General features: G+C 35.8%; 19 protein-coding genes, 1 tRNA gene and 1 pseudogene. 13 read left to right on the top strand and 8 right to left on the bottom strand.

The features are described from left to right. The first annotated feature begins 14 nt into the window (after positions 1-14). From Q0X52_RS06475 to pyrE, 5 genes are read left to right on the top strand one after another with little or no spacing between them, the layout of a single operon-like run. Entirely contained in the window at positions 15-452 is a 438-nt protein-coding gene (locus Q0X52_RS06475; protein ID WP_297576246.1) for a phosphoribosyltransferase, read from the top strand. A gap of 2 nt (positions 453-454) precedes the next feature. Continuing rightward, positions 455-1,603: an MFS transporter gene (locus Q0X52_RS06470; RefSeq protein ID WP_297576244.1), complete on the top strand. Its 1,149-nt coding sequence runs from the start codon at positions 455-457 to the stop codon at positions 1,601-1,603. Continuing rightward, positions 1,587-2,789 carry a hypothetical protein gene (locus tag Q0X52_RS06465; protein ID WP_297576243.1) on the top strand — a complete coding sequence of 401 codons (1,203 nt, stop codon included), beginning with the start codon at positions 1,587-1,589 and terminating at the stop codon, positions 2,787-2,789. Before Q0X52_RS06470 ends, Q0X52_RS06465 begins: the two co-directional genes overlap by 17 nt. A gap of 35 nt (positions 2,790-2,824) precedes the next feature. Beyond that, positions 2,825-3,511, top strand: coding sequence for a type II secretion system protein (locus Q0X52_RS06460; RefSeq protein ID WP_297576241.1), 687 nt, complete (start codon positions 2,825-2,827; stop codon positions 3,509-3,511). Next, a complete protein-coding gene (gene pyrE / locus Q0X52_RS06455; protein WP_297576239.1) occupies positions 3,511-4,140 on the top strand; it encodes an orotate phosphoribosyltransferase in 630 nt (209 codons plus the stop codon). The genes Q0X52_RS06460 and pyrE overlap by 1 nt, the downstream gene beginning before the upstream one ends. Positions 4,141-4,480: 340 nt before the next feature. On the opposite strand, the gene Q0X52_RS06450 is transcribed toward pyrE, so the two are convergent. From Q0X52_RS06450 to Q0X52_RS06440, 3 genes are all read right to left on the bottom strand, one after another. Next, the gene (locus tag Q0X52_RS06450) at positions 4,481-4,957 is read right to left on the bottom strand and encodes a DUF2846 domain-containing protein (RefSeq protein WP_297576237.1); all 477 of its coding nucleotides are present in this window, start codon (positions 4,955-4,957) and stop codon (positions 4,481-4,483) included. Positions 4,958-5,186: 229 nt separating this feature from the next. After that, a tRNA-Lys gene (locus Q0X52_RS06445) sits at positions 5,187-5,262 on the bottom strand. Positions 5,263-5,365: 103 nt separating this feature from the next. Beyond that, on the bottom strand, positions 5,366-5,695 hold the full coding sequence (locus Q0X52_RS06440) for a hypothetical protein (RefSeq protein ID WP_297576232.1): 330 nt from the start codon (positions 5,693-5,695) through the stop codon (positions 5,366-5,368). A gap of 131 nt (positions 5,696-5,826) precedes the next feature. Between Q0X52_RS06440 and Q0X52_RS06435 the strand changes: the two genes are divergently transcribed. Both Q0X52_RS06435 and cysK read left to right on the top strand, forming a co-directional pair. Next, positions 5,827-7,101: an O-acetylhomoserine aminocarboxypropyltransferase/cysteine synthase family protein gene (locus Q0X52_RS06435; protein WP_297576230.1), complete on the top strand. Its 1,275-nt coding sequence runs from the start codon at positions 5,827-5,829 to the stop codon at positions 7,099-7,101. Continuing rightward, the gene (gene cysK, locus Q0X52_RS06430; protein ID WP_297576228.1) at positions 7,098-8,015 is read left to right on the top strand and encodes a cysteine synthase A; all 918 of its coding nucleotides are present in this window, start codon (positions 7,098-7,100) and stop codon (positions 8,013-8,015) included. The genes Q0X52_RS06435 and cysK overlap by 4 nt, the downstream gene beginning before the upstream one ends. Before the next feature lies 1 nt (position 8,016). Here cysK and Q0X52_RS06425 read toward each other — a convergent pair whose 3' ends face one another. The 3 genes from Q0X52_RS06425 to Q0X52_RS06415 all read right to left on the bottom strand — a co-directional run bounded on the left by Q0X52_RS06425 (position 8,017) and on the right by Q0X52_RS06415 (position 10,779). Continuing rightward, positions 8,017-9,468: a potassium/proton antiporter gene (locus Q0X52_RS06425; protein WP_297576226.1), complete on the bottom strand. Its 1,452-nt coding sequence runs from the start codon at positions 9,466-9,468 to the stop codon at positions 8,017-8,019. Between the two features lie 63 nt (positions 9,469-9,531). After that, complete coding sequence (locus tag Q0X52_RS06420; RefSeq protein ID WP_297576224.1) at positions 9,532-9,903, bottom strand: helix-turn-helix transcriptional regulator; 372 nt, start codon at positions 9,901-9,903, stop codon at positions 9,532-9,534. A 12-nt stretch (positions 9,904-9,915) separates the two neighbouring features. Further along, positions 9,916-10,779, bottom strand: a complete 864-nt coding sequence (locus tag Q0X52_RS06415; RefSeq protein ID WP_297576222.1) for a DnaJ C-terminal domain-containing protein — start codon at positions 10,777-10,779, stop codon at positions 9,916-9,918. A gap of 203 nt (positions 10,780-10,982) precedes the next feature. On the opposite strand from Q0X52_RS06415, the gene Q0X52_RS06410 reads away from it, so the two are divergent. The 3 genes from Q0X52_RS06410 to Q0X52_RS06400 all read left to right on the top strand — a co-directional run bounded on the left by Q0X52_RS06410 (position 10,983) and on the right by Q0X52_RS06400 (position 14,400). After that, positions 10,983-12,404, top strand: a complete 1,422-nt coding sequence (locus Q0X52_RS06410) for a Do family serine endopeptidase (protein WP_297576220.1) — start codon at positions 10,983-10,985, stop codon at positions 12,402-12,404. A gap of 80 nt (positions 12,405-12,484) precedes the next feature. Next, positions 12,485-13,159 (top strand): response regulator transcription factor, encoded by a 675-nt coding sequence (locus Q0X52_RS06405; RefSeq protein WP_297576218.1) that lies wholly within the window; start codon positions 12,485-12,487, stop codon positions 13,157-13,159. After that, on the top strand, positions 13,156-14,400 hold the full coding sequence (locus tag Q0X52_RS06400) for an ArsS family sensor histidine kinase (protein ID WP_297576216.1): 1,245 nt from the start codon (positions 13,156-13,158) through the stop codon (positions 14,398-14,400). The genes Q0X52_RS06405 and Q0X52_RS06400 overlap by 4 nt, the downstream gene beginning before the upstream one ends. Positions 14,401-14,416: 16 nt before the next feature. Here the strand turns inward: Q0X52_RS06400 and Q0X52_RS06395 are convergent, their stop codons facing one another. Next, the gene (locus Q0X52_RS06395) at positions 14,417-15,148 is read right to left on the bottom strand and encodes a hypothetical protein (RefSeq protein WP_297576214.1); all 732 of its coding nucleotides are present in this window, start codon (positions 15,146-15,148) and stop codon (positions 14,417-14,419) included. Between the two features lie 133 nt (positions 15,149-15,281). On the opposite strand from Q0X52_RS06395, the gene efp reads away from it, so the two are divergent. Then, the gene (gene efp, locus Q0X52_RS06390) at positions 15,282-15,848 is read left to right on the top strand and encodes an elongation factor P (protein ID WP_297576211.1); all 567 of its coding nucleotides are present in this window, start codon (positions 15,282-15,284) and stop codon (positions 15,846-15,848) included. Positions 15,849-15,862: 14 nt separating this feature from the next. Here efp and Q0X52_RS06385 read toward each other — a convergent pair. Then, positions 15,863-16,054: pseudogene (locus tag Q0X52_RS06385) on the bottom strand (Rdx family protein); the annotation flags it as partial. 111 nt (positions 16,055-16,165) lie between these two features. Between Q0X52_RS06385 and Q0X52_RS06380 the strand changes: the two are divergent. Next, on the top strand, positions 16,166-16,717 hold the full coding sequence (locus tag Q0X52_RS06380) for a DJ-1 family glyoxalase III (protein WP_297576208.1): 552 nt from the start codon (positions 16,166-16,168) through the stop codon (positions 16,715-16,717). Positions 16,718-16,789: 72 nt separating this feature from the next. Further along, the gene (gene dnaE, locus Q0X52_RS06375; protein ID WP_297576206.1) at positions 16,790-20,401 is read left to right on the top strand and encodes a DNA polymerase III subunit alpha; all 3,612 of its coding nucleotides are present in this window, start codon (positions 16,790-16,792) and stop codon (positions 20,399-20,401) included. The last annotated feature ends 87 nt before the right edge of the window (positions 20,402-20,488 follow it).

The following is a 20,488-nucleotide window of genomic DNA, read 5'->3' as shown; positions in this document are numbered from 1 at the left end:
TATAGTGAGTTACGATGTATTATAGTTTCAATCAATTTAGCGAAGATATCAAGCGGTTTTCTATTCAGATAAGAGATGAATTCAATCCAGAGGTCATAGTTGCTATCGCTAGAGGTGGCGTTACTCTCTCTCATTTTTTGGCAGTTGCATTGGAAAATAGAAATTTATTTGCTCTAAACTCCATCCACTATGACGGCAAAAAAAAGCTTGATGATGTAAAGCTTTTAAATATTCCAGATCTTTGTGGATATAAAAGAGTTTTAGTTGTCGATGATATCGTAGATAGTGGCGAGAGCTTGAGTAAGATAAAAGAGGTTTTGCAAAAGAGCTATCCAGAGTGTGAGATTAGGATTGCTACTATTTTTTATAAGAAAAAAGCCATTATTAAGCCTGATTTTTGGCTTCATTTAAGTGATGATTGGGTCCATTTTTTTTGGGATATTAGCATTTAGTTATGAGAAAAAAAGATCTCTATACTCTCTATTTTGCTACTATATTGACAACTTGCCTTATGTACGCAACACAGCCAATCCAGCCGCTTTTTGCAGAGCTTTTTGAGCTCTCTAAATTTAAAGCCTCGCTTTTTACTACAGCAATTCTTGCGCCACTTGCAGTAGCTTCTATATTTTATGACTATTTGTTGGAGAAGTTTCCTATCAAAAATCTCTTGGTTTGGGCTTTTTTTATCTTTGGGATCTTAGAGATTGTCTTTGCACTTTCAAATGGCTATAAAACTCTTTTGTCTATAAGGATTATTCAAGGGCTTATAGCTCCGCTTGCACTTACTGGGATTATGAGTTATCTCTCTTTAAACTCAACTGCTAGCGAAGTTGGTTTAGTTATTGCAAGATATATTGGCATAACGATAGTTGGCGGTTTTGTAGGGCGGTTTTTATCAGGTTTTTTTACAGATCTTTTTAATTGGAGAGTCTTTTTTATACTGCTTGGCATTTTGATGCTTTTTGCATCTCATCTTTGCAACAAGCTCTCTGCATCCAAAACGCCAAACTACCTAAAGCCAACATTAAAAGAGCTAAAAGAGACAATTTCCAAAAAAAACAATCTTTTCATCTGTTTGGCGGCATTTTGTATCTTTTTTACTTTTCAAGCTGTTCTTAACTTTTTGCCATTTTATCTTATGAGTTTTAGCGAGCAATATAGCGGTTTTAAAACAGGAATTGTCTATTTTGGCTATACTCTTGGAGTTGTGGCAGCTTTTAATGCTAAGCTAATTGTAAGTAAATTTAACTTTCCATCATTTGCCATAATTGCTGGTATCGCACTTTTTGCCATTAGTCTGCAGTTTTTGCATCTAAAGAGTTTTGCAATTATCTTTATAGCTATGCTTTTTATCTGTCTTGGTAACTTTATCGCTCACTCTATCTCAACAGGAACTATCAATAAAATGGCTCAAAACTACAAAGCCATAACTAATGGTCTTTATGTAAGTTTTTACTATGCGGGCGGGACATTTGGGACTATTTTGCCACCTTTCATCTATAAATTTGGCGGTTGGCATATTTTGCTAATATTTTTGACTTTTGTGCTGTTTTTAGCAGGCGTGCTTATAAAGGGGCTTCATAGCTATGAAAGTAGAGTTTAGAAGCTATAAAATACTTTTTTTTATCGCACTGTTTGTAAATTTATCCGCGCTTTTGTTTTCTATGGAAAACTTAAGCATAAGTTACTACGAAGCAGATCTATTTTTCAATCAAAACAACCCAACCGCCTATCTAGCTCGTTTTTTTGAGAGCTTTTTTCCACATAGTGATATTGGTGTTAGATTGCCATTTTTGCTGTTTCATCTTCTTAATATCTTTATGCTTTATAAAGTTTCAAGAAGGGTCTTAAAAAGGGAGTGCGATAGAGTTTATACTCTTATTTTATATATGTTTTTACCTGGAGTTATGGCAAGTGCGATAGTCGTTGGAAGCTCTGGCATTGTGATATTTTTTACACTTTGTATAATTTATCTCTACAAAGATAGAAAGCAAATTTGGTTTTTTGCCCTTTTGGCAGCGACACTTTTGATAGATCGCTCTTTTATCATTTTATATATTTCAATCCTGCTTTTTGGCATATACAACAAAAAAGCAGAGATTGTTTTTGTTGGTTTGGCACTTATCTTTGCCTCTGTTTTTTTCTATGACTACAACATAGGCGGCCGTCCAAAGAACTATTTTTTGGATACAATGGGCGTTTTTGCAGCTGTTTTTTCGCCTCTTGTCTTTTTGTTTTTTGTCTATACGATTTACCGCATTTGGATAAAAGGGTATAAAGAAATTCTTTGGTTTATATCAACTTCTGGCTTTATTATCTGCCTTATCTTGTCATTTAGGCAAAAGCTTATGCTTGAAGAGTTTTTGTCATTTTGTGTCATTGCAACACCTTTGATGTTTAGAGTTTTTATGCACTCATATCGCTCAAGACTTCCACAATACAGAAAGGTGCAAAAGACTCTTTTTTGGGTTGCTATCTCCTTTTTGGCGCTTAACTCATTTGCTATTGTTTTCAACCAAATGCTCTATTCTACTCTTTATAGTACCAATCCCAAAAAGCACTTTATATATCATTTTGACATTGTAAAAGAGCTTGCTTTTAAGTTAAAGAGTGATGGCATAAATGAGGTGCTAACAAATGATGAAGAGCTTGCTTTAAGGCTCAAATTTTACGGCATAGAAAAGGGCGGCGAGCTTTATCTAAGTAGCAGCGATTTTGCAAATAGCAAAAAAATTTATGAGATAAAAAAGGGCGCTTTGTTGGTTGATAAATTTTATCTCTACAAGTAGTTTTTTAGCTCTAAATTTATGATATAATACCAGCCATGAAAGTAGTTAAATTTAAAAGAGCCTTTACATTTATAGAGCTTGTAATCATAATCGTAGTTATTGGAATATTGTCGGCGACCATCATACCGCGCATCTCTTCAAGTCCATTAGAAGAGGTCACTGCACAGATAGCGTCTGATTTGGCCTATGCACAGCACTTGGCACTTATAAGCGATGATTATGATGTCACTGATAAAGATTGGTTCAAAAAAAGATGGATGCTTGAGTTTTCTGAAACTACCTATGATGGCGAAAAAAGTTTGAGATACTCTGTTTATAGGGATTTGGATGTAAGTGGCAATCTAAATAGCATAAATGAAGTTGCCAAAATGCCAGGAGAGGGCAACAACAGATATATGACTGCAAATTTTGCAAGCTCAGCAACAGCAGCCGATAGAAAAAAATTAAATAAAAATATGGATATAGGAAAGAGATTTGGCATAAAAGAAGTTAAATTTGAAGGTCGAGAGTGTAGCAAAGATAGAAATAAAGCAATAGCATTTGACAACACAGGAATCCCTTTAAGAAAGGTCTCTACAAGTGGAGGTGGAGGTGCCAAAAATCCTGGAGATAGATATCTTACTGGTGATTGCAATATAACTCTAACACACAAAAATGGCGGCAAAGGGGTGATAACAGTTACTGCTGAAGCTGGCGCAATATCTTGGGAAATAGAAAAATGATGGATTATAAAAAAGAAGTTGCAAAGATACTTTTTGATACAAAGGCAGTTTTTATCAATACAAAAGAGCCATTTATCTGGGCATCAGGTATAAAAAGTCCGATATATTGTGACAATAGAGTTCTTATAAGTTACGTAGCTCAAAGAGAGCAGGTGGCTCAGTTTTTGGCAAATTTGATAGAGGATAAATTTAAAGATATCGAGCTACTAGCGGCAACTGCAACAGGAGCTATAGCGCACGGTGCTTTTGTAAGTAGCAAGTTAAAAAAACCGATGGTTTATATACTTTCCAAAAACAAAACTCACGGCAGAGGCAAGAAGATAGAGGGCTTTTTTGAAGCTGGACAAAAGACAGTTGTGCTTGAAGATCTCATCTCAACTGGCAACTCTTCCATCGCCGCTATCAATAGCGCAAGAGAGCAAGGGCTTGAAGTGCTTGGTTGTGTTAGTATCTTTAGCTATGGTTTTGATGAGAGCTTTGAAAACTTTAAAAAGATAGATACCAAATACTACAGCCTACTAACTTTAGACGACCTTTTAAACTACGCCAAAGATAATCACATCATAACTAGCGATGATGTAGAGGTAGTAAAGAAATTTATCGCCAATCCTCACGGCTTTATGGAGTAAATTTAAATTAATTTTTAGAGCTAGAAGATAGTTGAAATTTAATTTCTCTATCTAACATATTTAGCTCATCAATCTAGACTACTCTATGCAGTCAAATTTAGAATCTTGGTTGGCTATATATTTACCATGCTTTTAATGGAGCTTAAAGTATGTGGTGATTGGTTGTGCTAATTTTTCGCTGTTTAAATTTAATTTTCTCTTAATCTTATTTTATAAAACTTTGGTGCGTTTATCCAGCTATTGGTCATTTTGTCTGTTTTTTATCAAACAGCACTTTTGTAAGAATATCTGTAAAAAATAAATTTATAAGTGCAGGGTAAATTTACCCTACAGCTCTATTTTATTTTCTAAATTCGACCAATATATAATCATCGTCTTTTAGTGCTTTTTTAGCCTTCTCTTCATCCATCAAAACTACATTCGAGCCATTTACAAAAATACCAATTTTTAGGTATTGTCTAACAAAATAATTTTTGCCCTTTTCAAATAAAATTTTTAATTTATTAGGGCTAAATTCACTCTCTACAGAGATAGTATGTTCGCCAGGCTCAACATCCATATAGATAAAGTAATATTGCTTCAATTTAGCTATAGCTTGATCATCCAAGTAAGCAGTTCTAAGAGCCTCGCCAGGGCTGCGAAAAGATCCAGCTGTATGCTTATACAAATAGAGACCAGCCTTGCCCTCTGGTGGATTGTTAAATTCCTTAACCAATGCACTTCTTTCTGGACTTGCTTTTACCATTCCTGTTGAACAACCAGTTAGCAAAAACAGACCACAACATAACAATAGAAATTTAAATATGTTTTTAAACATCTTTAATCCTTTTAAAAAATTTTATTTCATCTAAATTTTAAAGTATAAACAAGCAAAATATTTTCGGTGGATTTTATCATATTGGACTTTAAATTTATATTATTGCTCTAAATTTGAGCCTAAAAACAGTAAATGTAGTTTAAAAATAATGTAGTTTAAAAAAATTGTATAACTTGCCGCACAACTAAAAATGTAAAATGGCTAAATTTAGGCAAAAAGTAGATAAAAGTGGTGTCCCATGCAGGGTTCGAACCTGCGGCCCTCTGATTAAGAGTCAGATGCTCTACCAGCTGAGCTAATGAGACACTAAATAAGCGTTAAATTTATCCAAGAGTAGTTAAATTTATACTTAAATTTGACTATTTTTTTAAAAAAATTGTTTAAATTTCAATTTTGAAATTTAAGCTATCAATATTCATCAAATTTCTTATTTTTGTGCTTCTCTTTTTTGTAGGTTTTTGACTTTTTTAATTTTTCCAGCCTATTTGCCTCCTTTAGAAGCAGCTCTTTTGTCTCAAATGAAGCAACTAGCCCTACAAAAGTCTCAAGAGCCTTTGTATATGGGCGATCTAGGTAGCTTTTTTGAATGAGATTTAGAGCTTGGAGGTTTTTGGTCACTCTGTTTTTAAAAAGTTCTTCATCAAAATCATCTCTTTTTAGGATGGAGATGGCGGAATTTGCAAAGTGCTCAAGCGCCCTTATATACTTAACTCTATCAAATTTATTATCTGTTTTCATGGCTCTTATTTTAGCTAAAAAGTTGGATTTTTGCTATTTTGGACTCTAAATTTGAGCATAAATTTATAACTATCGTAGATAAATTTACACTAATTAACTATTATTGATAAATTTAAAACTAAGGAGAAAATATGAAGTTAGAGACTATAGCGACTCATCTAGGCTATGATAACAAGGATAGTTTCGGTGCGATGGCAGTGCCTATCTATCAAACTACCGCTTATAATTTTTTTACAACCAAGATAGCCGCTGATCGTTTTGCGTTAAGAGAAGTTGGGCAAATTTACTCAAGACTTACCAATCCAACTACAGATGTGCTAGAGGCAAGAGTTGCCGCAATGGAGCAGGGACGGGCTGCAATTGCCGTATCAAGCGGCCAAGCTGCTATGTTTGCGGCAATTGCCAATCTTGCAAAGAGCGGCGAAAACATCATAATATCCAAAAAGCTCTATGGCGGAACAACATCACTATGCGTTCACACTTTGAAGAGATTTGGTATTGAGACTAGGCTTTTTGACTCAGACAGCGCAGATGATCTTGAAGCAAAGATTGATGATAAAAGTAGAGCAATTATTTATGAAACACTATCCAATCCTCAACTTGCAGTTGGCAACACAGACAAAATAGCGCAAATTTCAAACAAATATGGCGTTATAAGCATAGCTGATAACACCGTTGCGACACCTGTTTTATACAATCCACTATCTCATGGTATCGATGTAGTAGTTCATAGCGCTAGCAAATATATAAGCGGTCATGGGCTAAGTATTGCAGGAGTTGTCATCTCAAACAATGAGCTTAACGACAAGCTAAAAGGTAACAAACGATATAGCCACTTTAATAGTCCTGATGAGAGCTATCATGGGCTTATCTATGCAGAGCTTCCTTTTGATACATTTGATATCTTTACACTTCGCATAAGGCTCTCTATACTTAGGGATTTTGGCATAACTCTATCGCCTTTTAACTCTTTTCAACTTATACAGGGACTTGAGACACTCTCAGTTCGTGTTAAAGAGCATTCAAAAAGTGCTTTGAAGGTAGCTGAGTTTTTACAATCACACCCAAAGGTAAAGTCTGTCAATTATCCTGGCCTAAAAGGATCTAAAGGATATGAGAGAATAAAAAGAGATTTTAAAGATGGTATGGCTTCTGGGCTTCTTTGCTTTGAGGTGGAGAGTTTTGATTTTGCAAAACAGATTCTTGATAGAGTAAAGATTTTTAATATTGTTGTAAATATCGGCGATACAAAGTCAGTCATTACTCATCCTGCAAGCACAACTCATCAGCAATTAAGCAAAGAGGAGTTGGCAGCAGCAAATATCGATGAGGGACTTATTCGCCTAAGTGTAGGGCTTGAAAATGTAGATGACCTAATAGATGACCTAAAAGGAGCGATGAAATGAGAGTTGCAAATAATGTAACAGAGCTAATAGGCAATACTCCGCTTCTTAAGATAAATAAATTTAGCCAAAATGCAAACATATTTGCCAAAGTTGAGTATCTAAATCCAAGCCACTCCATCAAAGATAGGGCGGCATTTATGATTATAAAAGACGCGCTAGATAGGGGGCTTATAGATACAAATAGTGAGATTTTTGAGCCAACAAGTGGCAATATGGGAGTTGCACTTGCTATGGTTTGTGCTGTTTTTGGACTAAAACTAACTCTTACTATGCCATCATCAATGAGTATTGAAAGACAGCAGCTTCTTAAGGCTTTTGGTGCAAATTTAGTTCTAACGGAGCCATCTTTGGGTATGCAAGGTGCAGTAGATAAGGCAGAAGAGCTTGCAAAAAATAGCCCAAATTCCTTTATGCCAAAGCAGTTTGAAAACCCTCTAAATCCACTAGCTCATGAAAAAACTACCGCAGTAGAAATTTGGAATGCACTAGATGGCAAGGTTGATATAGTAGTTGCTGGTTTTGGCACTGGTGGGACGATTAGCGGTATTGCTAAGAGTTTAAAGCTAAAAAATAAAAAGATAAAAATCGTCGCTGTTGAGCCACTTTCTAGTCCGCTTCTTGCTCAAGGAAGAGCTGGTTCTCACAAAATTCAAGGCATTGGAGCAAATTTTGTTCCTTTGAATTTAAAAAGAGAGCTTATAGATGAGGTTATTGATGTAAGCAACGAAGATGCTATCCATGCAGCGATAAAGCTTGCCAAAGAAGAGGGAGTTTTAGCTGGTATTTCAAGTGGCGCAAATGTCTTTGCAGCAGCTCTTTTGGCCAACAAAGATGAAAATAGAGGCAAAAACATAGTAACAGTTTTGCCAGATACGGGCGAGAGATATCTCTCAACGAAGATATTTGATGAGTAGCTTAGGCTACTCTTTCGTCAAACTCTTTTAAAATGGAGTTATAAAGATCCTCATCTTTGCAATAGACTAGCACAACATCGCCTTCTTCAAAGTCATAAGAGCCAGTTGGCTTAAAGAAGTTATCGCCTCTTTTTATAAGAACTATCAAAAAATCTTTACTAAACTCAGCTTCTGCTAAGTTATGCCCAATAAATTTGGACTTCTCAGGGACGCTAAATTGTCTTATACCGCTATAAAATATTGGCTTTCCAGCTGTTGGAGAGATTGGCTCTGCAAGAGGTGCTTTGATATCTAGCCATACAGCCATCTTCCCTAAAGTTGCACCTTGAAGCAAAACAGAGATAAGAACCATAAAAAAGACAATGTTAAAAATAGTTTGTCCATTTTCTATACCATGAGCCAATGGATAGGTGGCAAGTATTATAGGAACAACGCCCCTAAAGCCAACCCACGAGATAAAGCTCTTCTCTTTTATCTTAAATTTGGTAAAGATAAGTCCGATAAATACGCTTATTGGTCTTGCTACAAACATCAAAAATATCGATAATATTAAGCTAATTATCGCTACAGATGGAAGCTCTGTTGGATAGACAAGAAGTCCCAATGTCAAAAAGATAAATACCTGCATAAGCCAGGCGATTCCATCAAAAAAACCAACTAAATTTTTCTTATGGACAAAGTCTTTTTTGTTGGCAAAGATACCGGCGATATAGACCGCAATATAGCCATTGCCGCCAATTTTAGTGCAAATCCCAAACAAAAAGACTACGATGGAGAGCATTAGCACAGGATACAATCCCCAAACACTAAGCCTTATTTTATTCATAAGTATTGGAAGTCCAATTCCTGCGAGATAGCCAAGAAGTCCGCCAAGACCAAATTGCAACAAAAGATCAACTATCCACTCAGTAGCACTTGGCGTGGTTGGCATAGTCATAAATGAAATTAGTGTCATTGTAAGAAAAATTGCCATTGGATCGTTGCTTCCACTTTCAAACTCTAGCAGCTCGCCGATGTTGTTTTTGAGCTTTATGTTTTTGGAGCGCAATATAGCAAAAACAGCAGCCGCGTCAGTTGAGCTTATGATAGAGGCTAAAAGCAGGCTCTCTAAAAAGCTGAAATTTAGTAGAAAATAGACAAAAGCTCCAAGAATGAGAGCTGTTATTATAACGCCAAGTGTTGCAAGTACAAGCCCAGCTTTATAAATAGGAGCGATGGCCTTTATGTTGGTATCAAGTCCGCCTGCAAAAAGTATGTAGATAAGTGCGATAGTGCCGATATCTCCAGCAATTTTTACATTGTCAAATGGAATCTTTAAAACCCCATCGCTTCCTGCTAGCATTCCAACAGCTAGGAAAAAAAGTAGAGCAGGGATACCGTATTTGTCAGATACTTTACTAAAAAAGACACTTATAATAAACAAAAATCCAATCAGCAAAAGTGCATTTTCCAAACTCTAACCCTTATCTTGATATATTTATGTAACTATATAGAATTGTTTTTAACAAAGAGAAAACTATTTCTTTTCTTCATAAAAAACCACATTAAATTTACTTTTTTTAACTAATGCTCGCTTTTTGGAGCTCTCTCCTCTTAGCTCTTCTAGCTCTTTATTTAGCTCATCAATGATATTTTCATACTCAATCATCTGCTCTTTTAGTTTGAAGATAACATCAACACCGGCCAAATTTACCCCCATATGTCTTGTTAAATTTAAGATAGAACTTATCTTATCCAAATCTCTTTGTGAGTAGAGTCTAACTTTTCCATCAGTTCTATCAGGCTCGATAAGTCCTTCACGCTCATACTGCCTTAGAGTTTGAGGGTGGATATCAAGCATCTTTGCAACAACGCTTATTAGGTAGAGTGGCTCATCGTATTTTGACATTTTTTACTCCTTTTAAAGCTTTTCTATAAGTAACTTTTTTAGCTCTTCATCAAGTGAAGAAAGAGGTGGCAATATTACATTGACATTTAGATACATATCTCCATAAATACCGCTTTTTCGGTCTTTGACGCCATATCCTTTAAGGCGGATTTTTTGTCCATTTTTGGTATCTTGTGTTATTTTTATGGTGACCTCTTTTTTGTAGGTATTTAGCTCAACCTTACCGCCAAACCATGCAGTTTTTAGCGGAATATCAATATCTCTGTAGAGATCATCTCCCTTTCTTTGATAAATTTGGCTTGGCTCAACCTCAATTTGCAATATAAGATCGCCTCTTTGACGGGTTCTATTGGATATATTGCCTTTGCCTCTAACTCTTAATTTTTCGCCATCTCTTATGCCGGCTGGAATGCGTATCTTAAAGCTTTCATTTGAAACGCTTATCTCTTTTTGTCCGCCAAGCACCGCCAAATCAAAGGGAATTTTAAGTCTTGCATTTAGATCTAAGTTTTCAAAAGCTGCACCAAAGCCATCAAATGGACTACCACCAAAGCCACCACTTCTAAAGCCATCACCAAAAATATTTCTCAAAATATCATTCAAGTCATCCATATTTTCGTGACTTTGTGCAAAGTCATGAAAGTTTTGACCGCCAAACATATTATCGCCATATGTGTCGTATTGTTTTCTCTTTTCTTCATCGCTCAATATCTCATAAGCGGCATTTATCTCTTTAAATTTATCCTCAGCACCTGGCTCTTTGTTGATATCTGGGTGGTATTGTCTTGCTAGTTTTCTGTAGGCTTTTTTTATCTCTTCGCCGCTAGCATCTTTTGTAACTCCAAGAGTTTCATATAAACTACTATTTTTACTCATTTTTTAATCATCCTTATGTTTTCTATATAAACTAAGTTAATATAGACATCTATAACTAAATTTAGCCAGATTATAGCACAAGCTTTAGTCAAAGTCAATCAACTTTTATTAGTTACTTTTATTAACTATTGGATAAGTTATTGTTAATTTACCATTTATAAGAGCCATTTATAATGATGCGATTAAATATTAAAGGAGTAAAAATGAAAAAATCTATTTTATTTTGTATCGTTTTGGCAACATCTCTATTTGCCACTAAGATAGATTTTGAATTTGCACCAGAAGATGTACAAAGAGTAGATGCAGCTTCCAAGCAAAATGAAATCTTATCTTATCACTCATCCATAGCTGATGCAAAAAAAGCAGTTGTAAATATCTCAACTACCAAGACCATAACAAGACAAAACCACCCTATGAGTGAGTTTTTTGACGATCCGTTTTTTAAGGAGTTTTTTGGCTTTAACTTTGGTATGCCACAAGAAAGAAGTAGAAAGGCAAGCTCTCTTGGCTCAGGCGTTATTATCTCAAAAGATGGTTATATTGTAACAAATAATCACGTAGTTGAAAGTGCCGATGAGATATTGGTTACTATGCTAGATGATGATCAAGAGTTTGAGGCAAAACTTATAGGAAGTGATCCAAAAACCGATATTGCTATCATCAAAATTGAAAAGAAAAATTTGGAACCTATTAAATTTGGGAATTCTTCAAAGCTTTTGGAGGGTGATGTTGTCTTTGCTATAGGCAATCCATTTGGAGTTGGAGGTACTATCACTCAAGGTATCATCTCTGCTCTAAACAAAAGCAACTTAGGACTAAATCAATATGAAAATTTTATACAAACCGATGCCTCTATCAATCCAGGAAACTCAGGTGGCGCTTTAGTTGATAGCAGAGGTGCTTTGATAGGGATAAACTCAGCAATTCTTAGCCAAAGTGGCGGCAATAACGGAGTTGGTTTTGCAATTCCTTCAAATATGGTAAGAGATATTGCTAAAAAACTTATCGAAGATGGAAAGATAGAGCGAGGTTTTATTGGAGTTTATATTGCAAATCTTACAAAAGATCAAAAAGAGCTTTATAAGAGTCAATATGGTGCTTTGATAACCAACGTCGAAAAGGACAAGCCAGCCGACAAAGCTGGGATTAAGCGAGGTGATCTCATTGTCAAGGTTGATGGAGTAGATATCAAGTCTGCCAATGATCTAAAAAATGAGATAGGCGCCAAAAAGCCAAATACCAAGATAAAGATAGTCTATGAGAGATCAAAAAAGATAAGAACCGCAGAGCTTAAACTAGGAAGTATGAGTGATGTAGCCACTCAAGTAGATATGGATAGCAAAAGCCCAATTGAAGGTCTTAGCGTAACCAAGTTAAGCGATGAGATAAGGAGTAAATTTAGAGTTGATAAAGATACAAATGGCGTCTTTGTTACAAAGGTAGCAAAGGATTCTAAGGCGCAAGAGTATGGCTTTAGACAAAATGACATAATAACTCAAATAGGCGAGCATGAGATAAAATCCATCGATGACTTTGAAAAGAGATTAAAGTCTATGGGTAAGGACAAAAAAGCACTTGTTTGGGTTATGAGAAATAGAATCTCAATTGGCATAGTTATAAACTAAAAAGGCAGGGTTAAAGCCCTGCTTGCATATTGAAATCGACCTACTCATTTGATATAATTATAAGAATGAGAGGTATTATGATGATAAAGATATTGATGATTGAAGATGATTTAGAGCTTGCTGAAATTTTAAGCGAGTATTTAGAAAAAAATGAGATGAATGTAACTGTCGTCGATGACCCATATATCGGTCTTTCAAAGTTAAGTTTAGATCATTATGATCTGCTTATATTAGATCTTACCTTGCCAGGAATTGATGGTCTTGAAGTTTGCAAAGAGATACGCAAAAACAACAATATTCCTATTATTATCTCAAGTGCAAGACACGATCTTACTGATAAAATCAATGCTTTTGATTTTGGAGCAGATGACTACCTGCCAAAACCATACAACCCAAAAGAGCTTCTTGCAAGGATAAGGAGCCATTTACGAAGACGAGAGATAGAGGATAGAGAGAAAAAAGAGTTTGTAAAAGATCTTACTATCAATGAGTTTGAACACACTATCATCTTTAAAGGAAAGCCGCTTAAGCTAACTGTTGCGGAGTTTGATATACTTAGCTATCTCATCCAAAAAGAGGGTGGGGCGATAACTAGAGAGGAGCTTATCTACAACTGCGACTCTATCAACGAAAACTCAACTGTAAAAAGTATCGATGTGATTATTGGTCGCATTAGAGCAAAGCTAGGAGAGGACTCCAAAAATCCAAAATATATCCACTCTATAAGAGGCGTTGGCTATAAATTTCAGCAATGAAGCGCTCATCGATATTTTATACCATAACTTTTATCTTTATTTTGGCTACAACTAGCCTATGTTTGGCTTTTTTGTGGTTAAAGGCTTATGATCAGGAAAATTATACAAAAGAGCTAAATGGCAAATACTCAATAGTCTCAAGACTTGCTTTATTACATATGAATAAGCTAATAAGCGATGAAGAGTATAGTTTGCAGATGAAAGACTTTAATATACCTGCCATAGAAGATAGCAAGAAAAAAGAGGATATTATCAAAAATGCTAAAGTTCTTCAAGAGATAAGCATAGATATTGGCTCAGCTGCCATTTTGGTGCTAGATAAGCGCCATTTTCTAAAGATTATACATGCAGATGAGGTTATGCTTTTGGAAGATGTAGAGTATCAACCCTATAGATATCAGATAATAACTGCAATATTTTCTATCGTTTTGTTGATTGTGGTTGGCTCATATATCTTCATATACAAAAAACTAAAGCCTCTTAGAAGACTAAAAAGAGAGATTACCAAATTTGCGAGCGGAAATTTAGATATAGAAAAAGTAAGTAGTGGCAATGACGAGATTAGCGAGATTGGAGAGGCTTTTTATATGGCTGTTACTCAGGTGCGTAAATTTGGAGAGTCAAGACAACTTTTCTTAAGAAATATTATGCATGAGCTAAAAACACCCATCACAAAAGGGCGAATATGCGTTGAGATGATAGAAGAGGGTAGACAAAAGCAGAGACTTGTCGGTGTTTTTGAAAGGTTGGAAAATCTCATAAATGAGTTTGCCGCTGTTGAGGGTGTGGCATCTGGCGTTTGGATAAATGATATCTCTACTCACACTATAAAAGAGCTTATCTTAGAGGCAATCGATCTTGCTATGGTGGATAAGAGCAAAGTTGAGATAGAGTTGGAGTTTAATTTTATATTAAATGTTGATTTTAAACTTTTTTGCATAGCCATCAAAAATATGATTGACAACGCCATCAAATACTCTAGCGATCAAAGGTTGCTTATCAAAACAACCAAAGACTCACTTTTGTTTTGTAGCACCGGCGAGAAGCTTGAAAAGGAGTTACAGTTTTATACAGAGGCCTTTACAAAGGGCAGTAAAGCCAAAAATAGCTTTGGGCTTGGGCTATATATCGTCGATAATATCATCAAATCGCACAACTTAGAGCTAGAGTATCAGTATAAAAACAACACCAATATCTTCAAATTTACAAATTTAGACAAAATAAGATCTATTATGAACTAGTCTAAATTTCAAACTGTTATTTTTGAACTTTAAGTCTATATGGAACACCCTTTATGACGCCTTTTGAGTAGATTGCCTTTGAGTTTTCAAGGATCTCTTGCTTCTCCTCTTTTGTCACCTCATCATCGCCAATTGCAACCTCTTTGTCAAAATACTTTTTCAAAATTTTAATAATTGCCTCTTGGTTGTTTGGATCTATCTTTTTAGCTTTTTTCAAGACAATAGCAGCCTTTGTATAGGCGCTTATCCCATGAATTGGCGCAAAAGTTATCTTTACATCTGCTCTTTTTATATACTCTTCGATTTTGTTGATATCCTCTTTGCAGGCTTCACACTCTGGATCGGTTACCAAATAGATAGTAGTTGAGTGATTTTTATTTAGCGAATTAATCTCGATAAATCGCTCTTGTGGAACAGTTTTCAAAAGTTCATAGGCCGCAGCGTCTTCTATATTGTTACCAAATGTAATTCTTTTTTTAATAAGGTCATTATCTCTTTGGCTAAGATTATACTCACTAGGTAACACAATGTAACTTTTGCCATCTTTGCTAGTAAGAAGTGGAATTCTCATACCCTCATCTTCTTTTGTAATGATAACTAGCTTTGCGTCAAAAGAGGTAAGATTGTCAATACTTTCTATTTTTATCTTTGATTTGGAGTTGTATGTTTGAGTCAAATTTGCGTTAAAATCAGCCCAAATAGGGGTTGTTACAAAAAGAGGTGCCAAAAATAGAGCTATTTTTCTCATAAATAATCCTTTTTAAATTTGAGAAATTATATCGCATTTATTCTAAAAAATGGAAGATAAAGAGCAAAAAATAGATTGTAGCTTGGCTTTTAAATTTGATATAATAGCCATTCAATAAATTTAAGGAGTAAAGATGGCTTATTTGATGGGCGATTTGAAAAAAGGTTTAAAAATTGAGATGGATGGAGTTCCTTATAAGATTGTTGAGTATCAACATGTAAAGCCTGGCAAAGGACCTGCTTTTGTAAGAGTTAAAATAAAGTCCTATATAGATGGCAAAGTGCTTGAAAAGACCTTTCATGCGGGCGATAAGTGCGATGAGCCAAATTTGGAAAATAGAAAGATGCAATATCTCTATGATGATGGCGAGTTTTGTCAATTTATGGACACTGATACATATGAGCAGGTTGCAATTAGCGATGAAGAGGTTGGTGATAACAAAAAATGGATGCTTGATGGTATGATGGTGGATGTTCTTTTTCACAATGGCAAGGCAATTGGACTTGAAGTTCCAGCTGTAGTTGAACTAAAGATTATTGAAACTGCACCAAACTTTAGAGGCGATACCCAAGGAAGCAACAGAAAACCAGCGACACTAGAGACAGGCGCTGTCGTTCAAATCCCTTTTCACGTCTTAGAGGGCGAGACAATAAGAGTTGATACTGTAAAAGGCGAATATTTAGAAAGAGCCGGCAAATAGCCACTAAGTCCAATCTACTTGGACTTAGCTTTTATAAGAGCTACTATCTCTCCCTCTTTTGGGAAGTGGGGGTCTTTCATTTCTTTTTTAGAAAAAATCACCTCTTTATCAACTTCAACTATAAATTCTCCTTCGCCGCCTGCCTCTTTGGTAACTATTGCCTCTTTGAATTCTTTTAAAATTTCCTCTTCCACACAGGAAGCTTCTGGTTTATAGTTTCAAGCGCAGCAGTATGTTATAACTACTTTCATTGTAAACCTCTCTTAGTTTAAAAATAGTGGCTATAGTAACATAAAATCGTTAATAAAGGAGAGAAGATGAGCAAAGTTGCAATTATACTAGCTGATGGTTTTGAAGAGATTGAGGCTGTTAGTGTTATTGATATTTTAAGAAGAGGCGAGGTTGATGTTGTAAGTGTAGGTATCAACAAGCGCGTGGTAAAAGGGGCGCATGGTATCGAGATGAAGGCAGATATGGTTATTGATGATGTTGATGTGTCTAAATTTCATATGTTGGTACTTCCTGGTGGGCTTCCTGGTTCAAAAACTCTTGCTAGCGATACAAAGGTTCAAAATCTCATAAAAGAGTTTAACAACTACTCTAAAAAGATTGCTGCAATTTGTGCTGCACCTTGGGCGCTTTCAACTGCCAAAGTTCTAAAGCAAAGATATACTTGCTATCCGGGATTTGAAGAGAGAGTTGATAGGGCTGGATATTGTGATGAAAAAGATGTTGTTATAGATGATAATATCATCACCTCAAAGGGTCCTGCAACTGCTATGAAGTTTGCCATCACACTTTTAAATGAGCTTAAAGGTGCAGATATTGCAAATGCTGTAAGTAGCGGACTTTTGTTTGAATATAAATAAATTTAAAGATAGTTTTACTCTATCTTTAATATAATAATTTTTCCAATCTACTGAAATTTAGGACTTTGATTTATGAGTGATTTTACACATTTACATCTTCATACTGAATACTCTTTGCTTGATGGAGCCAACAAAATAGACGAGCTTGCCGATGTTTTGAAAGAGCGTGGAGTAAAGAGCGTTGCCATTACAGACCATGGCAATATGTTTGGTGCAATTGAGTTTTATAAGACTATGAAAAGTAGAGGAATAAAGCCAATTATAGGTATCGAAGCATATCTACATAACGGAGATACCATAGATGACAAGAGCGATAAAAGCCGCTTTCACGTGATACTTTTGGCAAAAGACGAGCAAGGTTATAAAAACCTTATGAAGCTAAGCTCACTTGCCTATCTTGATGGTTTTTATAGAAATCCACGTATCAACAAAAAGACCTTAAAAGAGCATAGCAAAGGGATAATTTGCAGCTCTGCATGTCTGGCTGGCGAGGTAAATTTTCATCTAAATTTATCTCAGACAAATATACAAAGAGGGGCAAAGGGCTATGAGAGAGCAAAGGAAGTTGCGCTTGAGTATAGGGATATTTTTGGAGATGATTTTTATCTTGAAATTATGCGTCATGGCATAAAAGAGCAAGAGAATATAGACAAAGAGATTATTAGACTCTCAAAAGAGACCGGTATAAAGCTAGTTGCTACAAATGACGCTCACTATACTTACAAAGAGAGAGCCGAGGCGCATGAGATTTTTATGTGTATTGCAACTGGGGCAACTATTGGAGATGAGAGCCGCTTAAGACGTGATGTTTGTGAGTTTTATGTAAAGACAAAAGAGGAGATGAATGCTCTTTTTGCCGATATACCAGAGGCGATAGAAAGCACGCAAGAGATAGCAAATAAGTGCAACTTAGAGATAGAGCTTGGCAATGCAACACCGCCAAATTTCAAATTTACCATCGAATATGCCAAAGAACGTGGCTTGGAACTGCCCTATCCAGATGTTGAGTATAGTTTGGAAAATGATGCAGTTTTGTTTGAGTATGAGAGCAAAAAAGGTCTTGAAGATAGACTTAAATTTATAGATGAGAAAAAACACGATATCTATAGACAAAGACTTCAAAGAGAAATTAAAATCATAGAGGATATGAAGTTTCCAGGCTATATGTTGATTGTGGCTGACTTTATAAATGAGGCTAAAAAAAGAGCTATTCCAGTTGGCCCAGGAAGAGGAAGTGCAGCAGGAAGTTTGGTGGCATATTCTTTAAAAATAACAGATCTTGACCCAATTCCTTATAATCTACTTTTTGAGCGCTTCTTAAATCCTGAAAGAGTGAGTATGCCAGATATCGATGTTGATTTTTGTCAATTTAGAAGAGGCGAAGTAATTGACTATGTTATCTCAAAGTATGGTAAATACAACGTTGCACAGGTCGCTACATTTGGAAAGTTACTTGCAAGAGGAGTTATAAGAGATGTTGCAAGAGTCCTTGAAATGCCACTTAAAGATAGCGATAAGATGGCAAAGATGGTGCCAGAAGAGATTGGTATCACACTAAATGGCAAGGGCGATGTAGGAACTAGCAACTATAAACCGGGCGCTTATCAAAAGGAAGAAAAGTTAAGAGAGCTTATAGAATCCGACCCTTTGGCAGCGCAAGTTTGGAAATATGCACTTCCGCTTGAAGGTCTAAATAGACAAGCAGGAATGCACGCAGCAGGAATTGTTATAAGCAATGAAGAGCTATGGAACAAAACACCGCTTTTTAGGCAGACCAAAGGACAAGAGGGGCAATACATCACTCAGTATTCTAAAGACTATTTAGAAGAGGTTGATCTTATCAAATTTGACTTCTTGGGACTAAAGACCTTGACAGTTATCGACAACGCTGTAAAGTTAGTAAAGAGGCGATATAACAAAGATATCGTTTGGGAGGAGATTGACTTTAACCAAAAAGAGGTCTATGAGACTATCCAAAGTGGCAATACATTGGGGATATTTCAAATAGAGGGCGATGGAATGCAGCGTCTTGGAAGTGAGCTAAGACCGGATAACTTTGAAGATATCATTGCTATGCTTGCACTTTATAGACCAGGACCTTTGGGCTCTGGAATGGTGACTGACTTTATTAAAAGAAAGCACAAAGAGATTGAGATAACCTACAATATAGAGGAGTTAAAGGATATTTTAGAGCCAACTTATGGAGTAATAGTCTATCAAGAGCAGGTTATGCAGATAGTCCAAAAGATAGGTGGCTTTACTCTTGGCGGTGCAGATATTGTTCGCCGTGCAATGGGTAAAAAGAAAGAATCTGAGATGGTTCGTCTAAAAAACCAATACCTAGAAGGGGCGGTTAAAAATGGCTTTGATAGACAAAAAGCAGATGATCTTTTTGAGCTTATTATGAAATTTGCAGAGTATGGCTTTAACAAATCCCACTCAGCAGCCTACGCGCTTATTACCTTTCAGACAGCCTATCTAAAGACCTTTTATCCAGCAGAGTTTATGGCAGCGCTTCTTACTAGCGAAGAAGACAATCTTGACAAAGTTGCAAAGTATATAGATGAGATAAAGCGTCTTGATATAGAGATATTGCCGCCTTGCTTAAATAACTCTTATAGGGAGTTTAGCGTTATACAAAAAGATGGAAAAGATGCTATTGTCTTTGGTATGGGTGCGTTAAAGGGAGTTGGACTTGGCGCCATAGATAACATAATCGAGTGCAGAAACAAAGATGGAGAGTTTAAAAGCTTGAATGATTTTGTCTCGAGAATAGATAGTTTTGCAGTCAATAAAAGAGCTATAGAAGCCTTTATACTCTCAGGCGCGATGGATCTTTTTGGCTACACTAGGAAGTGTTTGGAGCAAAATATACAAAACATACTTGATGCTTGCAAAGCCTCCAATAAGATGAAAAAAGAGGCCGATAACTCACTTTTTGACTTAGAAGATATCGCTTATGAGGTTGATGTTGCCATAGAGCCAGTAGCAGATGAGTTTTCTACAAGCATGTTGCTCTCTTTTGAAAAAGATATCCTTGGTATCTATCTTTCAGGACACCCTTTGGACGAGTATAGAGAGCTTATATCCAAGGTTAAATATAGCTCTTCAAGGACTATTTTTGAAGATGATAATTTTGTAGGCGAGCGTCTTATGGTTGGAAGAGTTGAAGATATCGCAGTTCGCATGACAAAAAGTGGCAAAAAAATGGGGATAATGACACTTTTAGACTTGGATTCTAGCTATCAGATGGTGGCATTTGACAAGGAGCTTAAGGAGTTTGAGAAACTTTATGAGCAAAATAGTCAAAAACCTTATGTTTTTGAGGTAAGAGTTGTCAAAGATGAGAGTCAAACACGCATTACTATGCTTAGATCTTATGAGATTGAAGATATGCAAGATGTGGATTATAGAGGCAAAAACTATAACCAAAGAGGAATGCAAAACAGCACAAACAGACAAAAGCTTCAAATTTATCAATACGAGATAGATTTTGGCAAGCTAAATAGAAAAAATATCATCGCACTCTACAACCTAGCGCACGACTCATTTAAAAACAATCCTAACAACTACAAAAGACTTCAGTTAAAGATTTACAATAAAGATGAGATATATCTTTACAATACCGATCTTTTTATAGATGATGAGTTTATTAAAAAGGCAGAAATTTTGCTAGCAGGATAGGTTAAATTTGAGTTTGATATCTAAATTTAGAGCTGAAATTTAAGTTAAATTTGCTATTTAAATTTCAAAGTTGAGGCTTGGTTACTA

This window comes from uncultured Campylobacter sp., from assembly GCF_947255105.1.
Classification (GTDB): Bacteria; Campylobacterota; Campylobacteria; order Campylobacterales; family Campylobacteraceae; genus Campylobacter_B.
The sequence above is the reverse complement of the archived record's forward strand: the minus strand, read 5'-3'. Positions and strand labels throughout refer to the sequence as shown.

Excerpts from the sequence above, each read along its gene's own strand:
- Q0X52_RS06475 (WP_297576246.1), top strand. The coding sequence starts at position 15 with ATGTATTATAGTTTCAATCAATTTAGCGAAGATATCAAGCGGTTTTCT.
- Q0X52_RS06470 (WP_297576244.1), top strand. The coding sequence starts at position 455 with ATGAGAAAAAAAGATCTCTATACTCTCTATTTTGCTACTATATTGACA.
- Q0X52_RS06465 (WP_297576243.1), top strand. The coding sequence starts at position 1,587 with ATGAAAGTAGAGTTTAGAAGCTATAAAATACTTTTTTTTATCGCACTG.
- Q0X52_RS06460 (WP_297576241.1), top strand. The coding sequence starts at position 2,825 with ATGAAAGTAGTTAAATTTAAAAGAGCCTTTACATTTATAGAGCTTGTA.
- pyrE (WP_297576239.1), top strand. The coding sequence starts at position 3,511 with ATGGATTATAAAAAAGAAGTTGCAAAGATACTTTTTGATACAAAGGCA.
- Q0X52_RS06450 (WP_297576237.1), bottom strand. The coding sequence starts at position 4,957 with ATGTTTAAAAACATATTTAAATTTCTATTGTTATGTTGTGGTCTGTTT.
- Q0X52_RS06440 (WP_297576232.1), bottom strand. The coding sequence starts at position 5,695 with ATGAAAACAGATAATAAATTTGATAGAGTTAAGTATATAAGGGCGCTT.
- Q0X52_RS06435 (WP_297576230.1), top strand. The coding sequence starts at position 5,827 with ATGAAGTTAGAGACTATAGCGACTCATCTAGGCTATGATAACAAGGAT.
- cysK (WP_297576228.1), top strand. The coding sequence starts at position 7,098 with ATGAGAGTTGCAAATAATGTAACAGAGCTAATAGGCAATACTCCGCTT.
- Q0X52_RS06420 (WP_297576224.1), bottom strand. The coding sequence starts at position 9,903 with ATGTCAAAATACGATGAGCCACTCTACCTAATAAGCGTTGTTGCAAAG.
- Q0X52_RS06415 (WP_297576222.1), bottom strand. The coding sequence starts at position 10,779 with ATGAGTAAAAATAGTAGTTTATATGAAACTCTTGGAGTTACAAAAGAT.
- Q0X52_RS06410 (WP_297576220.1), top strand. The coding sequence starts at position 10,983 with ATGAAAAAATCTATTTTATTTTGTATCGTTTTGGCAACATCTCTATTT.
- Q0X52_RS06405 (WP_297576218.1), top strand. The coding sequence starts at position 12,485 with ATGATAAAGATATTGATGATTGAAGATGATTTAGAGCTTGCTGAAATT.
- Q0X52_RS06400 (WP_297576216.1), top strand. The coding sequence starts at position 13,156 with ATGAAGCGCTCATCGATATTTTATACCATAACTTTTATCTTTATTTTG.
- Q0X52_RS06395 (WP_297576214.1), bottom strand. The coding sequence starts at position 15,148 with ATGAGAAAAATAGCTCTATTTTTGGCACCTCTTTTTGTAACAACCCCT.
- efp (WP_297576211.1), top strand. The coding sequence starts at position 15,282 with ATGGCTTATTTGATGGGCGATTTGAAAAAAGGTTTAAAAATTGAGATG.
- Q0X52_RS06380 (WP_297576208.1), top strand. The coding sequence starts at position 16,166 with ATGAGCAAAGTTGCAATTATACTAGCTGATGGTTTTGAAGAGATTGAG.
- dnaE (WP_297576206.1), top strand. The coding sequence starts at position 16,790 with ATGAGTGATTTTACACATTTACATCTTCATACTGAATACTCTTTGCTT.